This is a genomic window from Mesorhizobium sp. ORM8.1 (assembly GCF_053005525.2).
The window spans coordinates 6,988,336-7,005,948 of record NZ_CM132600.1 but is presented as its reverse complement, the minus strand read 5'-3'; the positions used below and the strand labels follow the sequence as shown (position 1 = coordinate 7,005,948).

Below are 17,613 nucleotides of genomic sequence, written 5' to 3'. Positions count from 1 at the left end.
TACCATTGCGTTTGTTCTCTTTATGTTCGCAGCGATGGCGGCTCCTGTCAATAATCCCGAACACGGTTTTTGCCGTGACTGCCTGGCCTTCCAGCGCAGCGAAACGCGGCGCTGCGAGCGCTGCGGCAGCCCGCGCCTTGTCCGTCACCTGGAACTCTACAGCCTGCATATCGCCCATATCGACTGCGACGCCTTCTATGCGGCGATCGAAAAGCGCGACAATCCGGCGCTGAAGGACAGGCCGGTGATCATCGGCGGCGGCCGGCGCGGCGTCGTCTCCACCGCCTGCTACATCGCCCGCATCCAGGGCGTTCGCTCGGCCATGCCGATGTTCAAGGCGCTCGAGCTCTGTCCTGAAGCCATGGTGATCCCGCCTAACATGGAAAAATATGTCGGCGTCGGGCGCGAGGTCCGCGCGTTGATGCAAGCGCTGACGCCGCAGGTCGAGCCGTTGTCGATCGACGAGGCGTTCCTCGATCTCGCCGGCACCGAGAAGCTGCACGGCATGCCGCCGGCGCTCGTGCTGGCGCGTTTCGCGCAGACGGTGGAAAAAGAACTCGGCATCACCGTTTCGGCCGGTCTCTCCTACTGCAAGTTCCTGGCCAAGATCGCCTCGGACTTCCGCAAGCCGCGCGGCTTTTCCGTCATCGGCGAAGCGGAGGCGCCAACCTTCCTGGCAGAGCACCCGGTGACTCTGATCTGGGGTGTCGGCAAGGCGCTGGCCGCTACGCTGGAGCGCGACGGCATCCGCATGATCGCCCAGCTGCAGCGCATGGAGCGCGGCGAGCTGATGCGCCGCTACGGCGTGATGGGCGACCGCCTCTACCGGCTCTCGCGCGGCGAGGACGATAGACCGGTCGACCCTGGCGGCGATGCCAAGAGTGTCTCGGCCGAGACCACCTTCGACACCGATATCGCCACCTTGGCGGAACTGGTGCCGGTGCTGCGCGGCCTGTCGGAAAAGGTCTCGGCACGGCTGAAGAAATCCGGCATTGCCGGGCGCACCGTGGTGCTCAAGGTCAAGACGCAGGATTTCAAGCTCCGCACCCGCAACCGCCAGCTTGGCGATCCGACCCGGCTGGCCGACCGTATTTTTCAAACCGGGCTCGACCTTTTGCGCCGCGAAACGGACGGGACGAAATTCCGCCTGCTCGGCATCGGCGTCAGCGATCTTTCCGGCGATGAAAAGGCTGACCCGCCGGACCTGGTCGATGTCCAGTCGCGCAAGCGCGCGCTTGCCGAAGGCGCCATGGACACGTTGCGCGACAAGTTCGGCCGCAAGGCGGTCGAGACCGGCTATACGTTCGGCAAGGGCCGCGACGCCAATCCACCGGAGCCGCTCGAGGAGTAAGCTCGGAGAGGTGTGTTGAGATTGACGTCAGGCCGGCATCGCCTGAAGATCAATACGCCGCTCAGCTGCGCTTGAGATCGATCCTGCTCGTCACCACCATTTTGCCGGTCGCCGGATCCATGTCGGTGACTGTCATTCGCATCTCGTCCGGACCGGTCTTTTCGACGGTCAGTTCGGCATCGCGGTCGCCATTGATGATTTTTGCCCAATGGATGTCGAGGTTGATGGCGTTGCCGTCGCGACTTCCGCTAAGGCCGGCGGGTCCGCTGCGCGAGCCGGTATAGGTGCCGGCGTATTTCGTTCCGTTGACCTTGAGGTCGGCGCGGATCTCGCGCGTCATGATCAGCATGGCGCGGCAGATGCCGTCGAGCGACAGCGAGGTCGCCGTCGCGTCCGAGGTGAAGGAGCAGGTGATGTTCATGACGGGAGAATTGGTCCTGATCCTGACTGTTCCTTTGCCGGCAAACTTCCCTTGCAGTGAGCGCAGGAAGTCTGCCTCGTCGGCATGAGCGCCCGTTGCGCCGAACAGCCAGGCGGCGGCCAGCAAAGCGGCAGTCGATTTGATCAAGACGTCCCCCTCTCGCGATCAGAAAAGCGGCGACTTCCGCAGGGAAGGCCAAAGTGTGGACTTAACGAGTGCCTGGCTGTCAGGTTCCGCCGTCGCCATAACGGTTTGGTGACCCGGCTGCCACCTGGCCCAGTCGAATGCCACCACTACAGATTGCGGCAAAAGTCCGCTCCTGCGACATAGCGCCAATGGTACCCGCTCCCTCGATCCCTAAAGCTGCATTCTGGATGGCGCTGTCAATCGCCTCGTTCCTGGGGATGTCGATCGCCGGGCGCGAGACGACCGCCGAGCTCAACGTCTTCGAAGTGATGGAACTGCGCTCGGCGATCGGCTTCTTCATCCTGCTGCCGCTGGTGATCGCGAGTGGCGGTTTTGCCGCGATGCGCACACAACGCCCCGTCGCCCACATCGCCCGCAACATCATCCACTATACCGGCCAGGCCGCCTGGCTCTACGCGCTGACGCTCATTCCGCTTGCCGTGCTGATTTCGATCGAATTCACGACGCCGATATGGACCGCGATCCTGGCGATCAGCTTCCTCGGCGAAAGGCTTTCGCGTTCCCGTCTGGCGGCGATCGTGCTCGGACTGATCGGCGTGGTCGTCATCGTACGGCCGAGCGCGGGTTCGATGGATACCGGTCATCTCGTCGTTCTGGGCGCGGCGGTCTGCTTTGCCATCGGGCTGGTGCTGGTGAAGTCCATGACCAGGACCGAGAGCGTGGTGCGCATCATCTTCTGGATGCTGATCATCCAGTCGGCGGTCGGCCTCGTCCCAGCGCTCTATGACTGGCATACCCCTCGCCCGGGCTTTGGCCGTGGATTTTCCTGATCGCCTTCACCGGCATGTCGTCGCATTTCTGCCTGGCGCGGGCGCTGGTCTACGCCGACGCCACCATCATCTCGCCGATGGATTTTCTGCGCGTGCCGTTGTCGGCGCTGGTCGGCTGGCTGCTCTATCATGAGCAGATCGACGTCTTCACCGCTGGTGGCGCTGCCCTGATCCTCGCCGGCAACCTGCTCAACCTGCAGCGCAAGACGCACGGGGCGCAGAGGCGGGAAGCGGCGGCCCCTTGAACTAAACCAGCTCGACCTCGACCACGCCCGGCACCGCGCGCATCGCCGACGCGACCTGCGGCGAGATGCGGTAGCGGTTGGGCAGCTCGATTTCCACCTCGCCCTGGCCGGCTTCCTTGATCAGGACGAAGCTCACCTGCCCTTCACCCTTCACGGTTAGCTGGCCGGCAAGCGTGTTGATCGGCGCGGCGTCGCGCACGAAGATGCGCAGCGCCTTCTGGATGCGGCTCGCTTCATCCTCCAGCGACTGCACCGTCTGGATGCGCAGATTGATGCCTTCCGGCCGGTCCTCGGCCGAAACCGTGATCACCACGGAGCGGCCGGGCTCCAGCATGTCGCGATACTGGGCTAGGCCCTCGGAGAACAGCACAGCCTCATATTGCCCCGTCGTGTCGGAAAAGGCCACGACGCCCATCCTGTTGCCGGTGCGCGTCTTACGCTCCTGCTTGGTGGTAACCGTCCCGGCCAGACGGCCGGCGGCGGCACCGCGTTTGACCGCGGCCGAGAATTCGCCCCAGTTCTGCACCCGCATCTTCTGGAGCGCTGCCTTGTATTCATCGAGCGGATGCGCCGAGAGGTAGAAGCCGACCACCTGGAACTCGCGGTGCAGCTTGTCCGCGGCGAGCCACGGATCGGTTGCCGGCAGATTGAGCGCCTGCGACTGGCTGCCAAGCGAAGCGCCGAAGATGTCGGCCTGTCCCGAGATCGCATTCTGCTGCGCCAGCGAGGCAAGGCCCATCATCCGCTCCACACCTGCCATCATCTGGGCGCGATCATGGCCGAAGCAATCGAGCGCGCCGGCCATGATCAGGCTTTCGAAGACGCGCTTGCCGACGATCTTCGGATCGACGCGCTCGCAGAAATCGGCGAGGTTCTTGAACGGCTTTTCGCCGCGCTTCTCGACAATATGCTCGACCGCCGCATCGCCGACGCCCTTCAGCGCTGCCAGCGAATAGAAGATCTTGTTTTCGCCGACCTCGAAGGCGCGGAAACTCGACATCACCGACGGCGCCACCACTTCGATGCCGAGGCGCAGCGCATCCTGGCGGAAATCGGCCAATTTGTCGGTGTTGCCCATGTCGAGCGTCATCGACGCGGCGAGGAACTCGACCGGATAATGCGCCTTGAGATAGGCGGTCTGGTAGGAGACGACTGCGTAAGCCGCGGCATGCGACTTGTTGAAGCCGTAGTCGGCGAATTTTGCCAGAAGGTCGAATATGAAGTCGGCCTGCGGCTTGCCGACGCCGCGCTCGACCGCGCCGGTGACGAAGCGCTCGCGCTGCTTGTCCATCTCGGCGCGGATCTTCTTGCCCATGGCGCGGCGCAGAAGGTCGGCCTCGCCGAGCGAATAGCCGGACAGTTCCTGCGCGATCTGCATGACCTGTTCCTGATAGACGATGACGCCTTGCGTCTCCTTCACCAGATGGTCGATCTTGGGATGGATGGAGGCCATCTCCTCCTCGCCATGCTTTCTGGCGTTGTAGGTCGGGATGTTCTCCATCGGGCCAGGACGATAGAGCGCGACCAGCGCGATGATGTCCTCTATGCAGTCGGGCCGCATGCCGATCAGCGCCTTGCGCATGCCGGCACTTTCCACCTGGAACACGCCGACCACTTCACCGCGCGACAGCATGGCGTAGGTGTCCGGATCGTCGAGCGGGATCGTCGCCAGGTCGATGTCGATGCCGCGCCGGCGGATCAGTTTCACCGCCGTCTCCAGCACGGTCAGCGTCTTCAGGCCGAGGAAGTCGAACTTCACCAGCCCGGCCTGCTCGACATATTTCATGTTGAACTGGGTGACCGGCATGTCCGAGCGTGGATCGCGGTACATCGGCACCAGCTCGGACAAAGGCCGGTCGCCGATAACGATACCGGCGGCGTGCGTCGAAGCATGGCGGTAAAGGCCTTCGAGCTTCTGCGCCATGTCGAGCAGCGTCTGGACGATCGGTTCCTTCTCGGCCTCCTCGGCAAAGCGCGGCTCGTTGGCGATGGCATCCGCCAGCTTGACCGGATTGGCCGGGTTCTGCGGCACCATTTTCGACAGCTTGTCGACCTGGCCGTAAGGCATCTGCAGCACGCGGCCGACGTCGCGCAGCACGGCGCGGGCCTGCAGCGTACCAAAGGTGATGATCTGGCCGACCTGGTCGCGGCCGTATTTCTGCTGGACGTAGCGGATGACCTCCTCGCGCCGGTCCTGGCAGAAGTCGATGTCGAAGTCGGGCATCGACACGCGGTCGGGGTTGAGGAAGCGCTCGAACAGCAGCGAGAAGCGCAGCGGATCGATGTCGGTGATCGTCGTCGAATAGGCGACCAGGGAACCGGCGCCCGAACCGCGGCCCGGCCCGACCGGTATGCCTTGCGCCTTGGCCCATTTGATGAAGTCGGCAACGATCAGGAAGTAGCCCGGGAACTTCATCTTCTCGATGATGCCGAGCTCGAATTCAAGCCGCTCGCGATATTGCTCGACCGTGTAGCCAGACGTCGGGCCATGCACTGCAAGCCGCGCATCCAGGCCTTCTCGCGCCTGACGGGCCAGTTCGGCGGCCTCGGCCTTCTCGGCCGCATCCTTGTCGGAAGCGTCGGCGCCGGTGAAGCGCGGCAGGATCGGACTGCGGTTCTTCGGATAATAAGAGCAGCGCATGGCGATCTCGACAGTGTTATCGATCGCTTCCGGCAGGTCGGAAAACAGCCGCGCCATATCAGCCTGGCTGCGCAGGAAATTATCCACGGCCAGCCGCCGGCGGTTGTCGGCGGCCACCACCGAGCCTTCGGCAATCGCGATCAGTGCATCATGCGCCTCGTAGTCGTCGCGCTTGGAGAAGAACGCCTCGTTGGTGGCGACCAGCGGCAGCTCATGCGTATAGGCAAGATCGACCGTCGATTTTTCCACCATCCGGTCGTAGCCGGCGACCCGTTCCAGCTCGACATAAAGCCGGTCGCCGAACAGACCTTTGAGGAAAAGCAGCCGTTGTTCGGCGAGATCGCGCCGATCGGCCTTCAGCGCCGCGCCAATTGGGCCGCGCGGGCCGCCGGTAAGGCAGATCAGCCCATCGCTTTTGCCTTCCAGCATGGTGCTGGTCAGATGCACCGGCTCGCCGGGCGGCGTCTCCAGGTAGATCTTGCTGATCAACCGCACCAGATTGCCGTAACCGGCTTCGCTGGCGGCGATCAGCACGACAGGCGACATGTCCGGTCCTTGCCGGCGGCGGTCGCGCTGAGCCTCGGTCGCCTCGCCGGCAAAAGCGAGATCGACCTGGCAGCCGATGATCGGTTGGATGCCGTCCTTGACCGCCTTTTGCGCAAATTCCAGCGCACCGAACAAATTATTGGTGTCGGTAACGGCGATCGCCGGCGCCTCGTCCTTGACCGCATGGCCAACGACCGCGCCAAGCTGCAGCGCGCCTTCGAGCAGCGAATAGGCCGAATGCACGCGCAGATGAATAAAAGTCCGCGCCGGCGCTTCGGGCCGGCTTGCCCTTTCATTGGCTTCCCGCTTCAGCGGATCGCGTATCGTTGCTGCGTCTGCCACCCGGTTGCGCCCTGCTGCTGTTCGAGAATCTCGGATCGAGGCTAATTTAGTCGTCCACCGCACCATCCGCCAGCGAAACGACGTCTCGTCCCCGCAAACCAATGGGCGGTTGCCGGCACTGTGAAGCGCTTCATGGCCGACGCCGCTGCCCTCCGGCACGTTGCCTCGCGTAAATTTCAAGCATTTTCATCGAGGAGACTTTCCACGGCCAATCGTTTTGTCGTCGACGTTTCCGGTCTCAAGCTCGCCAAGGGCGCTGACGCCAAGCTTGCCGGCACCATCCAGCAGGCAGTGCTGAAGGCGATCGCCGAAACCCATACCGAGCCGCAGCTCGTGCTGAAATTCCCCAAGGATTGGCTGGGCCTCGTCGCCCATATCGACCAGGCGCAGATCGCCGCCGTCGAGAAGCAGGTCGCCGGCATGATGCGCTGACTTGGCGCTCGCCGAGGAAGAGAGGCGGACCATGCCAGCCAAATCCAGCATCGCCAGCGATGGCGAGAAATCCTGCCCCAGCGCCCGCGCCGAACCCGGCAACCTCCTGATTGGCGTGGTCGGCGACGACGGCATCGTCCAGCCGCTGCCGACGCGGCTCGAGATCGATGCCGGCTTCGTCGAAGAGGCCAGCAAGTCGGGCGTGCCGGAAGCGCGCTTCCGCTTTGGCGGCCGCTGCGTCGAGGGCAAATGCAGGCAGTGGACCGGCAATTCCTGCGGCGTGATCGAAAAGGTGCTCACCGGCATGGCGGACCAGAATATAATGCCGGTCGAGCACCTGCCGCGCTGTGTCATCCGCGGCACCTGCCGCTGGTATTCGCAGCGTGGCGCCGACGCTTGTCGGGCTTGCGTCTTCGTCGTCACGGACCATAGCGCCGTCGCCGAAAACGTCTGATCCAACAAAAAGCGTCAGACAGCGGGGGCGGAGCTACGGCTCCGTTCCCGCTGCAAGCCTGTTGAGATTCAGGTCAGGCAGGCGTCACCTGAATATCGACAGGCCTTCAGGCGAATTCCATGATCACGGCGTCCACCGCCAAACTGTCGCCGGGCTTGGCGTTGAGCTTGGCGACCGTCAGGTCGCGTTCGGCGCGCAGCACATTCTCCATCTTCATCGCCTCGACCACGGCCAGCGTCTCGCCGGCCTTGACCTCCTGCCCCACGATAACCGCGATCGACACTACTAGGCCCGGCATCGGACAAAGCAGCATCTTGGACGTGTCCGGTGCCACCTTCTCCGGCATCAGCCTTTCCAGCTCCGCCGTGCGCGGCAGCATGGCGCGCGTCGTCACCGACATGCCCTTCCAGGCGATGCGCAGTCCGTTCAGCACCGGGCGGATTTGCGCCGCTATTGCCTTGCCATCGACCGTGCCGTGCCAGATCGCATCGCCGGGCCGCCAGTCGGAGGCAACCGTCAGCGGCTTGCCGCCATCGACCGACAGATCAGCCTCCATCGGAATGGAAACCATGCCGTCAACGATGGCGACCGAGAAATAATCGGAACCGATCTTCACCACCCAGTCAGGCTTGAGGTGGCCTGAATGCGGCGCCAACCGTCCGCTCAGACGGTCGAGCCGATCACGGCGCAGCAATTCGATCGCGGTCGCGATCGCGGCAAACACTGCCTTTTCCTTGCTGTCGGGTTCGATCGGCGCAAACCCGTGCGGATATTCCTCGGCGATGAAGCCGGTCGACAGCCGACCCTCGCGCCAGCGAGGATGCTGCATCAATGCGGCCAGGAACGGGATGTTGTGCTCGATGCCGTCGACGACGAAGCTGTCCAGCGCCACCGACATGGCGTCGACGACCTGCAGCCTGGTCGGCGCCCAGGTGCAGAGCTTCGCCACCATCGGATCGTAGAACATCGAGATTTCCGAACCTTCGGTGACACCGGTATCGTTGCGCACGACGATGTCGCCGAACATGCCTTCCTCCGGCGGACGGTAGCGCGTCAGCCGGCCGATCGAGGGCAGGAAGTTGCGGAAAGGATCCTCGGCGTAGAGCCGGCTCTCGACGGCCCAGCCATTGAGCTTCACGTCGCTCTGCTTGATGGCGAGCTTCTCGCCGGCGGCAACCCGGATCATCTGCTCGACCAGATCGATGCCGGTGACCAGCTCCGTCACCGGATGCTCGACCTGCAATCGCGTATTCATTTCAAGGAAATAGAAGTTCTTGTCCTTGTCGACGATGAACTCGACCGTGCCGGCGCTCTGGTAGTCGACGGCCTTGGCCAGCGCCACCGCCTGCTCGCCCATCGCCTTGCGGGTCTTGGCGTCGAGGAACGGCGACGGCGCCTCCTCGACGACCTTCTGGTTGCGGCGCTGGATCGAGCATTCACGCTCGCCGAGATAAAGGGCCGTGCCGTGCGCGTCGGCCAGTACCTGGATCTCGATATGGCGCGGATCGACGACGAATTTTTCGATGAAGACGCGATCGTCACCGAACGAGCTTTTGGCCTCCGAACGTGCCCGATCGAAGCCGTCGCGCACCTCCGCCTGGCTCCAGGCGATGCGCATGCCTTGCCGCCGCCGCCGGCCGAGGCTTTGATCATCACCGGATAGCCGATCTCGCCGGCGATCTTCTCGGCGTGGTCGGCGTCTTCGATGACGCCGAGCCAGCCGGGAACCGTCGAGACTTTCGCCGCATTGGCGAACTTCTTCGATTCGATCTTGTCGCCCATCGCCTGAATAGCCTTGGGCTTCGGGCCGATGAAGACGATGCCTTCCGCTTCGAGCGCCTGGCAGAAGGCCGCACGCTCCGACAGGAACCCGTAGCCGGGATGCACCGCCTCCGCTCCCGTCTCCTTGCAGGCGGCGATGATTTTCTCCGGCACGAGGTAGCTCTGCGCCGCGGGCGAGGGCCCGATATGTACGGCTTCGTCGGCCATCTCGACATGCACGGCATCGCGATCGGCATCGGAATAGACCGCAACGGTGGCAATCCCCATCTTGCGCGCCGTCTTGATCACGCGGCAGGCGATCTCGCCGCGATTGGCGATCAGGATTTTCGTGAACATTAAAGGCGTTCCCTGGGGTATTCTTTGTTCCTTCTTATGGGCTTCGGCACGCGGGCTCAAGCACCGTGCCATTGTGTGCGAGGTCAACCTCCGGCTTGCCCGCAGACCTGATCCCGCGGACAGCCAGTGGGACGATGAAGGAATGTGGACGAATGATTTTGCGTCATCAGAATGATTTTGCGTCATCATTGGTCGTCAAAACGGGTTGAATGAGCACGAGAATGCTGAAAGCTTGGGGCCAAAATCGCATGGGAGGAATTGCCTGATGAAAACCCGCGCCGCAGTCGCTGTCGCCGCCGGAAAGCCGCTGGAGATCATGGAGGTCGACCTCGACGGTCCGCGCGAGGGCGAGGTGCTGGTCGAGATCAAGGCGACCGGCATCTGCCACACCGATGAGTTCACGCTGTCGGGCGCCGATCCGGAAGGCCTGTTTCCGGCGATCCTCGGCCATGAGGGCGCCGGCATTGTCGTCGATGTCGGCAAGGGCGTCACCTCGGTCAAGAAGGGCGACCACGTCATCCCGCTATACACACCCGAATGCCGGCAATGCCCGTCCTGCCTGTCAAGGAAGACGAACCTGTGCACCGCCATCCGAGCCACGCAAGGCCAAGGCCTGATGCCGGACGGCTCGTCGCGCTTCTCGATCGGCAAGGACAAGATCTTTCATTATATGGGCTGCTCGACCTTCTCCAATTTTACGGTCCTGCCCGAGATTGCCGTTGCCAAGGTCAATCCGGACGCGCCCTTCGACAAGATCTGCTACATCGGCTGCGGCGTCACCACCGGCATCGGCGCCGTCATCAACACCGCCAAGGTCGAGCAAGGCGCCACCGCTGTCGTCTTCGGTCTCGGCGGCATTGGCTTGAACGTCATCCAGGGCCTGAAGCTGGCGGGCGCCGACATGATCATCGGCGTCGACCTCAACAACGACAAGAAGGCCTGGGGCGAGAAGTTCGGCATGACGCATTTCGTCAATCCGAAGGAGATCGACGGCGACATCGTTCCGCATCTGGTCAACATGACCAAGCGCGGCGCCGACCAGATCGGCGGCGCCGACTACACCTTCGACTGCACCGGCAACACCAAGGTGATGCGCCAGGCGCTGGAAGCCTCGCATCGCGGCTGGGGCAAGTCGGTCGTCATCGGCGTTGCCGGCGCCGGCCAGGAGATTTCGACCAGGCCGTTCCAGCTGGTCACCGGGCGCAGCTGGATGGGCACCGCCTTTGGCGGCGCGCGCGGCCGCACCGACGTGCCGAAAATCGTCGACTGGTACATGGAGAAAAAGATCCAGATCGACCCGATGATCACCCACACGTTGAAGTTGGAGGACATCAACAAGGGCTTCGACCTCATGCACGAGGGCAAGTCGATCCGGAGTGTGGTGGTCTATTGAAGCAAGCCACACGCCGCCGGCCAACCGGCCTGCGACCTCTGTGGTTCACAACTGGGAGGAGAAGAAAATGGCGGAGAAACTGCATCCGAAGATCGACAATGGCTTGCCGAAGGAAAGCGCTGGCTTTGCCGGCGGCACGCTGGTCTGCGCCTGCACCAGCAAGCCGGTGAAGGTGAAGGTCAAGGGCCAGATCGCCCACAACCACGCCTGCGGCTGCACGAAGTGCTGGAAGCCGGACGGTGCTGTGTTCTCGGTCGTGGCCGTCGCCGGCACGGGTGACGTCAGCGTCACCGAGAACGGCGACAAGTTGAAGGTGGTCGATCCGGCAGCGCTGATCCAGCGCCATGCCTGCACAGGCTGCGGCGTTCACATGCATGGCCCGGTCGAGCGCGACCATCCATTCAAGGGCCTGACCTTCATCCATCCCGAGCGCTTCGAGGAAGACGGCTGGTCGCCGCCGGGCTTCACCGCTTTCGTCTCGTCGATCATCGAATCCGGTGTCGATCCCAAACGCATGGACGGCATCCGCGGCCAGCTGAAATCGATCGGGCTGGAGCCTTATGACTGCCTCAACCCCGGCCTGATGGACTACATCGCCACCTGGACGGCCAAGAGGTCCGGCGCATTACCGGCCTGACAAGCGCGACATTTCATGCGAAAGGGCCGGCCAGCGCCGGCCCTTTTGTACATTTGGAGCACCGATTGCCTGCACCCATCATCTACGTCGATGCCGACGCCTGTCCGGTCAAGGCCGAGGTCGAGAAGGTCGCCGAACGCCATGGCGTCGTGGTGACCTATGTCTCCAATGGCGGCCTGCGCCCGTCGCGCGACCCGATGATCCGGAATGTCGTCGTGTCCAAGGGCGCCGATGCCGCGGATGACTGGATCGTGGAGAATGCCAGGGCCAACGACGTCGTGGTGACGGCCGACATCCCGCTCGCCGCGCGCACGGTGGCGCTCGGCGCGCATGTGCTGGGACCCACCGGCCGCCTGTTCACGCCCGAAACCATTGGCATGGCCGTGGCGATGCGTGATTTGAAGCAGCATCTGCGCGAGACCGGTGAAAGCAAGGGCTACAACGCCAGTTTCGCGCCGCAAGACCGCTCGCGTTTTCTTGGCGAGCTCGACCGCATCTTGCGGCGCGCGCTTAAATCCGCCACACCGCATTAGAAACCGAGCGCCATAAAAGGTCGGAACCGACATGGCTGCTGAAGTCCCAATGAAGAAACCCATGCAGCGTCACATGCTGTTCGCGGTGTCAGCCTGCCTGGGCATCGCAGCGCTGGCCGTCGCGTTGCTGCTGCACGCCCCGCTCGCTTATTCGATTGGCGCCAACGCGTTCTTTGCCGCCTACGTCATTCTTGTCGTCGCGCAGATGCCGAAATTCACCGGTACCTATCTGAGCAAGAACGCGCGCGCCGCGGACCAGCCGGTTCTGGTCATATTCGCGGTCACGCTCATCGTCGTAGCTGTTGCTGTCATCTCCTTGTTCCTGCTGATCAACCAGAAGGACAAAGGCCATCCTGTCGAACTTGGATCTGCGCTGCTGTCCATCCCGCTCGGCTGGTTCACAATCCATGCCATGGCTGCACTTCACTATGCCCATGTCTACTGGATGGATGGCGACGAGGTCGATGCCGGAACCAAGAAGAAAACCCCGGTCGGCGGGCTGCTGTTCCCGGGTGACAAACGGCCTGAAGGCTGGGATTTCCTCTATTTTTCGGCGGTCATCGGCATGACGGCGCAAACCGCCGACACCAACATCTCGACGACGCATATGCGCCGCGTGGTGCTCGTCCATTCGATCCTGTCGTTTTTCTTCAACACGGTGATCGTCGCCGCGGCGGTCAATCTCGCGGTCAGCCTCGGTGCTCCGTAATAAATCCGTGATCGCGTGAAACAACGCTTTGCTTGAGCGCGTATTGAGAGGAAGAACGCAAGCCGGGAGGCGGCAAGCGATGCACGGCCGGAGACGAACATGGAAGCCACTGCCAGCAGAGAGCCGTTAGCCGAGACCGACAAGCCTGCGCCAACAAACAGGCCGCTCATTTACCGGCAATCGGGCTGGACGCGCCTGACCCATTGGCTTTGGGCCTTCTCGCTGTTTTTCATGCTGCTCTCCGGCCTGCAGATCTTCAACGCGCGGCCGCAGCTCTATATCGGCAAGCAGTCGGGCTTCGAGTTCAACAACACCATCCTGCAGATCGGCGCCGAAAACACCGCCACCGGTCCGCGCGGCTTCACGGAGATCTTCGGCCATCGTTTCAACACCACGGGCGTGCTCGGCTGGTCGGGGCCGCCTGGACAGGAAACCCAGCGCGCCTTTCCGTCTTGGGCGACGATCCCGTCCTATTACGATCTCGGCACCGCCCGCGTCGTGCATTTCTTCTTCGCCTGGGTGCTCACCACGACGCTGCTGGTCTGGCTGATCGCCGGCCTCGTCAACGGCCACATCCGCCGCGATCTGGCACCGCGTCTCGACGATTTGCGCAAGCTTCCGCGCGACATCGTCGACCACGCCAGGCTGAAATTCCACCACACGCGCGAATACAACACGCTGCAGAAAATGGCCTATGGCGGCGTGCTTTTCGTGCTGCTGCCGCTGATGATCGTCACCGGCCTTGCTATGTCGCCGAGCATGGATTCGGTGCTGCCCTGGCTCAATGAAATCCTCGGCGGCAGGCAGACGGCGCGCACCATCCATTTCACCGTCATGTTGCTGCTCGTCAGCTTCTTCGTCATCCACATTGTGATGATCCTCGCCGCCGGGCCGATCAACGAACTGCGCTCGATCATCACCGGCTGGTACCGCACCGATCCTCCGGCAAAGCCCGGCGATCCGACCGAGAGGAGCCACTGACATGGCCAAGTTTGAGATTAGCCCCAATTTCCAAATCAGCAGACGGAAGTTCATGACTGCTGCCAGCCTTGGCCTGTCCGGCATCGCATTGTCGGGCTGCGATGCCTTCGACAGCGGCCTCGGCATCGGCGGCGGTTTGCGCAGCTTCCTCGAAAACGCCAACGGCCTGACCCACCGCGCGCAGCGCCTGCTTGCCGGCCGCGACGCGTTGGCGCCCGAATTCACCGAGGCCGACATCCGCCAGCCGCAACGGCCAAACGGCGTCACCGCGCCAGACGACGATACCTACAAGGGCCTGCTCGCCAACAATTTCGCCGACTGGCGGCTGCAGGTCACCGGCCTCGTCGAAAAGCCGCTGTCGCTCAGCCGCGAGCAGCTGCAGAACATGCCGAGCCGCACCCAGATCACTCGCCATGATTGCGTCGAGGGCTGGAGTTGCATCGCCAAATGGACCGGGACGCCGCTGTCGCTTCTGCTCGACCAGGCCGTGGTCAAGCCGCAGGCGCGCTATGTCATGTTCCACTGCCTCGACACGATCGAGCAGAGCCTGTCCGGCGATGTGAAATACTATGGCACCATCGACCTGATCGACGCCCGCCATCCGCAGACGATTTTGGCCTACGGTCTCAACGGCAAGCCGCTGCCGGTCGAGAACGGCGCGCCGCTGCGTGTGCGCGTCGAGCGCCAGCTCGGCTACAAGATGCCGAAATACCTCTACAAGATCGAGCTGGTCGACAGTTTCGCCACTATCGGCGGCGGCCGTGGCGGCTACTGGGAAGACAATGGCTACGACTGGTATGGCGGGATTTGATGGCCCCTCGCCTGCAGGCCGAGCCTGACCTCTCCCTGGCCGAACTGAACGCGATCGAAGAGCGGCTTAACCGGGACAACCGGCAGCGGACGGATCGCGATGACGACCGCAGCCTCGTCTATGTGCTACGCGACGCCGGGGAAGAGGTCGTCGGCATCGCCGCCGGCTATTCCTGGGCCGGGATCGCCGAACTTGAGCTGATGTGGGTCGATGAAGCCTGTCGAGGCCTTGGCCATGGCCTTGGCCTGCTGGCCGCCTTCGTGGCCGAAGCGGCCGATCGAGGCGCACGGCGCATCTGGGTTTCGACGCACGACTTCCAGGCGCCGCGCCTGTACGAGAAAGCCGGTTTCGAGCGGATGGCGGAACTTGCCGGATGGCCCGAGGGCCGTTCCAACATCATCTTCTGCAAAACGATTGCAGTTGGCGACTAAGCCACCTTGTCGAGCAGCGGCTTCAAGGCTGGATGGATTTCCGGCGAAGCGTGCTTGATCAGCGTCAGCAAGGCCCGCTCGTTGTCGCGCAATGGACGCTGGCCGTCGCCGACGCGCTCGGCCAGCCACTTGGCCTCGCTGGCGTCGATCGTCTCGGCGCGGCGGGCTAGCGCCTCGGCCGCCCTGTTCTTGGCCTCCCACTCCGCCTCGATGTCGCCGGGCGATTGGTAGGCTTCCCGAATGCCGGCGAGCCCGCCCGAAACCATGCGGCTGAAGAAACCGCCAAGCGTCGGCTCCGCTTCTTCAAGGAAGGTCTCGTGGCGCAAGGCAACTTCGCGCGTCGGCGGCTCGTAACCGGCCGAGCACATGACGTAATTGGCGATCGCCTTGACGAAAAGGTCGTTCCAGGACGGATCGTTGCCGGTCGCCGCGGTCTGGTCGTTGATCCTGAACAGGATTTCCGCCTCGGCCTTGCTGACGGCGATGTTGCCGGCGCCGCCATAGGCGTAGAGGATGCGGCGCAACAGATCGACCTCGGCCTTGGCGATGTGACCGGAAACCAGGCTGCCGCCGCGCATCAACGGCCCGTTGCCATCGATCACCGCGTGAGCGACCTGCTCCAGCGCGTAGGCCGAAAGCTTCTCCGGCGAGGACTTTGCTTCCTCCAGTACATGCACCAGAAGCTCGAGCTCCGTGCGGCTGTCGACCATGCCGTCGCGCGAGATGGTGCGGATCAGCCAGTCTGCGTTCTCTTGCGAGATATAGCCTTCGGGCTTCTCCTGATGGACGATGTAGTCGGTCACCGCCTCGACGAAGAACGGCGCCCATTCCGCGCATTTGTCGCGCGCCGTCTGGTCGAGCGCGAACAGCGCTTCGGCCTCGCCGCGGGTCACGACGCCGTCCGCGAAGACTTCGCGGCGCAGCATCGCCACATCCTCGGCCGCGATCCGATTTTTCGAGGTCAGCCCCGCCACCGGAGCGCTCATGATCAATTCGCCCATCTGTCGTCCCCGCCCGTCGCCCGTTGTCGGCGAACCCAACTTATCCCGCTGGTTGTATCAGCATTGTCTTGAGAAACCGCCAAATGGCGTGGTTAGCGAAGACTTGTCGGCGCGGCGCGTGAGGTGGGTCGATATTCAGGTCAGGCCGGCCTCACCTGAATATCGACCCAGCTTTAGATGTCGCTGGGAGGTGACAAGGTGTCGCCGACGGGCTATGGATGGCGCGTCGAGGGCTCAGGTGACTGAGTCCTACCTGTTTGCGGGAGAGAGCAGCGAAAGCTGTCGCCGAAGGGGAAATCGCCCGAAATCTCTCAGGCAAAAAGAACCGTAGACGGGAAAGACACTCTGGAAAGTCGAGATCTTCCCGCGCCGAAGGTGTAAGCGCCGCTGACAGAGTTCCGGCTGCGCGAGTCTCTCAGGCTTCAGACAGAGGGGCACGACTAGACCGCCAAATGGCGGTCGATCGCGTGCGACTCTGGAGAAGACATGACGAGCCAAGACACCCGACATTTACCCCTTGAAGATTTGCATGCCGCCGCAGGCGTACGCTTTGGCGCCTTTGCCGGCTGGTCGATGCCGCTGCAATACCCGGCCGGCGTGATGAAGGAGCATCTTCATACGCGTGAGCATGCCGGCCTGTTCGACATCTCGCATATGAAACTGTTCGTTGTCAGCGGCCCGGGCGCTGCCGACCTCCTCAACCGCGCCTGCCCGCTCGATGTCGGCGCGCTCGAGATCTCGCAGTCCAAATACACCTTCTTCCTCAACGAGGCCGCGGGCATCATCGACGACCTGATCGTGACCCGGCTCGGCGCCGACCGCTTCATGGTCGTGGCCAACGCCGGCAATGCGATCGAGGACGAAAAGCACCTCAAGGCGCTGGCCGCGGATTTCGACGCCAAGGTCGAGCCGCTCGACCGCGTCTTCCTTGCGATCCAGGGCCCCGACGCCTGGGCAGCCCTTGCCCGGGCCGGCATCGAGACCGGCACGCTGCTCTTCATGCACGGTGTCGAACCCCGGCCAAACTGGTTCATGAGCCGCTCCGGCTACACCGGCGAGGACGGTTTCGAGATCGGCCTGCCGGAGGCGGACGCGCGGGAACTGCTTGCGAAACTGCTCGAGGACGAGCGCGTGCTGTGGATCGGACTTGCCGCGCGCGACAGCTTGCGCCTCGAAGCCGGGCTCTGCCTGCACGGCCAGGACCTGACGCCGGAGATCGACCCGGCCAGCGCCGGTCTGATGTGGGCTATCCCCAAGGACGTGCGGGCGTCCGGGCATTTCATCGGTGCCGATGCTCTGCGCTCGATCCTCGAGCGGGGCGCCGCGCAGAAGCGCGTCGGCCTGAAGCCCGACGGCCGCCAGCCGGTGCGCGCGGGTGCCGCCCTGGTCGATGCCGACGGCAATCCGGCCGGCCATGTCACCTCCGGCGGTTTCGGCCCTTCGGCGGGTAACCCGGTTGCGATGGGCTACGTCAACGCTCCACTTGCCAAGCCCGGCACGAAACTCTTCGCCGACGTTCGCGGGACAAAAATCCCCGTCGAAATCGTTTCCCTGCCTTTCACCCCACACCGCTACCGCAAAGGATAAGCC

General features: G+C 63.4%; 14 protein-coding genes, 2 pseudogenes and 1 riboswitch. Of the genes and pseudogenes, 12 read left to right on the top strand and 4 right to left on the bottom strand.

Features of this window, described 5'->3' with window-relative positions:
- The first annotated feature begins 22 nt into the window (after positions 1 to 22).
- Entirely contained in the window at positions 23 to 1,351 is a 1,329-nt protein-coding gene (locus ACVDG8_RS34890) for a DNA polymerase IV (protein WP_447252535.1), read from the top strand.
- A 61-nt stretch (positions 1,352 to 1,412) separates the two neighbouring features.
- Here the strand turns inward: ACVDG8_RS34890 and ACVDG8_RS34885 are convergent, their stop codons facing one another.
- The gene (locus ACVDG8_RS34885) at positions 1,413 to 1,919 is read right to left on the bottom strand and encodes a hypothetical protein (protein WP_447252534.1); all 507 of its coding nucleotides are present in this window, start codon (positions 1,917 to 1,919) and stop codon (positions 1,413 to 1,415) included.
- 188 nt (positions 1,920 to 2,107) lie between these two features.
- Here ACVDG8_RS34885 and ACVDG8_RS34880 point away from each other — a divergent pair.
- Positions 2,108 to 2,994 (top strand): annotated as a pseudogene (locus tag ACVDG8_RS34880) (DMT family transporter).
- Position 2,995: 1 nt separating this feature from the next.
- Here ACVDG8_RS34880 and dnaE read toward each other — a convergent pair.
- The gene (gene dnaE, locus ACVDG8_RS34875) at positions 2,996 to 6,493 is read right to left on the bottom strand and encodes a DNA polymerase III subunit alpha (protein WP_447257174.1); all 3,498 of its coding nucleotides are present in this window, start codon (positions 6,491 to 6,493) and stop codon (positions 2,996 to 2,998) included.
- A 162-nt stretch (positions 6,494 to 6,655) separates the two neighbouring features.
- On the opposite strand from dnaE, the gene ACVDG8_RS34870 reads away from it, so the two are divergent.
- Together ACVDG8_RS34870 and ACVDG8_RS34865 are read left to right on the top strand one after the other, a co-directional pair.
- The gene (locus ACVDG8_RS34870; RefSeq protein ID WP_447252532.1) at positions 6,656 to 6,955 is read left to right on the top strand and encodes a hypothetical protein; all 300 of its coding nucleotides are present in this window, start codon (positions 6,656 to 6,658) and stop codon (positions 6,953 to 6,955) included.
- Positions 6,956 to 6,986: 31 nt separating this feature from the next.
- The gene (locus ACVDG8_RS34865) at positions 6,987 to 7,409 is read left to right on the top strand and encodes a hypothetical protein (protein ID WP_447252531.1); all 423 of its coding nucleotides are present in this window, start codon (positions 6,987 to 6,989) and stop codon (positions 7,407 to 7,409) included.
- A 106-nt stretch (positions 7,410 to 7,515) separates the two neighbouring features.
- Here ACVDG8_RS34865 and ACVDG8_RS34860 read toward each other — a convergent pair.
- A pseudogene (locus ACVDG8_RS34860) lies at positions 7,516 to 9,527 on the bottom strand (acetyl-CoA carboxylase biotin carboxylase subunit).
- A gap of 265 nt (positions 9,528 to 9,792) precedes the next feature.
- Here ACVDG8_RS34860 and ACVDG8_RS34855 point away from each other — a divergent pair.
- From ACVDG8_RS34855 to ACVDG8_RS34825, 7 genes are all read left to right on the top strand, one after another.
- Positions 9,793 to 10,920: an S-(hydroxymethyl)glutathione dehydrogenase/class III alcohol dehydrogenase gene (locus ACVDG8_RS34855; protein WP_447252529.1), complete on the top strand. Its 1,128-nt coding sequence runs from the start codon at positions 9,793 to 9,795 to the stop codon at positions 10,918 to 10,920.
- 67 nt (positions 10,921 to 10,987) lie between these two features.
- Positions 10,988 to 11,557, top strand: a complete 570-nt coding sequence (gene gfa / locus ACVDG8_RS34850; protein ID WP_447252528.1) for an S-(hydroxymethyl)glutathione synthase — start codon at positions 10,988 to 10,990, stop codon at positions 11,555 to 11,557.
- A gap of 65 nt (positions 11,558 to 11,622) precedes the next feature.
- A complete protein-coding gene (locus tag ACVDG8_RS34845) occupies positions 11,623 to 12,090 on the top strand; it encodes a YaiI/YqxD family protein (protein ID WP_447252527.1) in 468 nt (155 codons plus the stop codon).
- A gap of 31 nt (positions 12,091 to 12,121) precedes the next feature.
- The gene (locus ACVDG8_RS34840) at positions 12,122 to 12,799 is read left to right on the top strand and encodes a DUF1345 domain-containing protein (RefSeq protein ID WP_455707437.1); all 678 of its coding nucleotides are present in this window, start codon (positions 12,122 to 12,124) and stop codon (positions 12,797 to 12,799) included.
- 99 nt (positions 12,800 to 12,898) lie between these two features.
- On the top strand, positions 12,899 to 13,780 hold the full coding sequence (locus tag ACVDG8_RS34835; RefSeq protein WP_447252525.1) for a cytochrome b/b6 domain-containing protein: 882 nt from the start codon (positions 12,899 to 12,901) through the stop codon (positions 13,778 to 13,780).
- 1 nt (position 13,781) lies between these two features.
- The gene (locus ACVDG8_RS34830; protein ID WP_447252524.1) at positions 13,782 to 14,591 is read left to right on the top strand and encodes a molybdopterin-binding protein; all 810 of its coding nucleotides are present in this window, start codon (positions 13,782 to 13,784) and stop codon (positions 14,589 to 14,591) included.
- The gene (locus tag ACVDG8_RS34825; protein WP_447252523.1) at positions 14,591 to 15,022 is read left to right on the top strand and encodes a GNAT family N-acetyltransferase; all 432 of its coding nucleotides are present in this window, start codon (positions 14,591 to 14,593) and stop codon (positions 15,020 to 15,022) included. Before ACVDG8_RS34830 ends, ACVDG8_RS34825 begins: the two co-directional genes overlap by 1 nt.
- On the opposite strand, the gene ACVDG8_RS34820 is transcribed toward ACVDG8_RS34825, so the two are convergent.
- A complete protein-coding gene (locus ACVDG8_RS34820; protein ID WP_447252522.1) occupies positions 15,019 to 16,023 on the bottom strand; it encodes a hypothetical protein in 1,005 nt (334 codons plus the stop codon). The genes ACVDG8_RS34825 and ACVDG8_RS34820 overlap by 4 nt on opposite strands.
- Positions 16,024 to 16,273: 250 nt before the next feature.
- A riboswitch (glycine riboswitch) is annotated at positions 16,274 to 16,361 on the top strand.
- A gap of 148 nt (positions 16,362 to 16,509) precedes the next feature.
- On the opposite strand from ACVDG8_RS34820, the gene gcvT reads away from it, so the two are divergent.
- Complete coding sequence (gene gcvT, locus ACVDG8_RS34815; RefSeq protein ID WP_455707436.1) at positions 16,510 to 17,610, top strand: glycine cleavage system aminomethyltransferase GcvT; 1,101 nt, start codon at positions 16,510 to 16,512, stop codon at positions 17,608 to 17,610.
- Positions 17,611 to 17,613 lie beyond the last annotated feature (3 nt).

Coding starts and splice junctions, on each gene's coding strand:
- ACVDG8_RS34825 (WP_447252523.1), top strand. CDS start 14,591: ATGGCCCCTCGCCTGCAGGCCGAGCCTGACCTCTCCCTGGCCGAACTG.
- ACVDG8_RS34840 (WP_455707437.1), top strand. CDS start 12,122: ATGGCTGCTGAAGTCCCAATGAAGAAACCCATGCAGCGTCACATGCTG.
- ACVDG8_RS34865 (WP_447252531.1), top strand. CDS start 6,987: ATGCCAGCCAAATCCAGCATCGCCAGCGATGGCGAGAAATCCTGCCCC.
- ACVDG8_RS34855 (WP_447252529.1), top strand. CDS start 9,793: ATGAAAACCCGCGCCGCAGTCGCTGTCGCCGCCGGAAAGCCGCTGGAG.
- ACVDG8_RS34890 (WP_447252535.1), top strand. CDS start 23: ATGTTCGCAGCGATGGCGGCTCCTGTCAATAATCCCGAACACGGTTTT.
- ACVDG8_RS34835 (WP_447252525.1), top strand. CDS start 12,899: ATGGAAGCCACTGCCAGCAGAGAGCCGTTAGCCGAGACCGACAAGCCT.
- ACVDG8_RS34830 (WP_447252524.1), top strand. CDS start 13,782: ATGGCCAAGTTTGAGATTAGCCCCAATTTCCAAATCAGCAGACGGAAG.
- gfa (WP_447252528.1), top strand. CDS start 10,988: ATGGCGGAGAAACTGCATCCGAAGATCGACAATGGCTTGCCGAAGGAA.
- ACVDG8_RS34820 (WP_447252522.1), bottom strand. CDS start 16,023: ATGGGCGAATTGATCATGAGCGCTCCGGTGGCGGGGCTGACCTCGAAA.
- gcvT (WP_455707436.1), top strand. CDS start 16,510: ATGACGAGCCAAGACACCCGACATTTACCCCTTGAAGATTTGCATGCC.
- ACVDG8_RS34870 (WP_447252532.1), top strand. CDS start 6,656: ATGGCCGACGCCGCTGCCCTCCGGCACGTTGCCTCGCGTAAATTTCAA.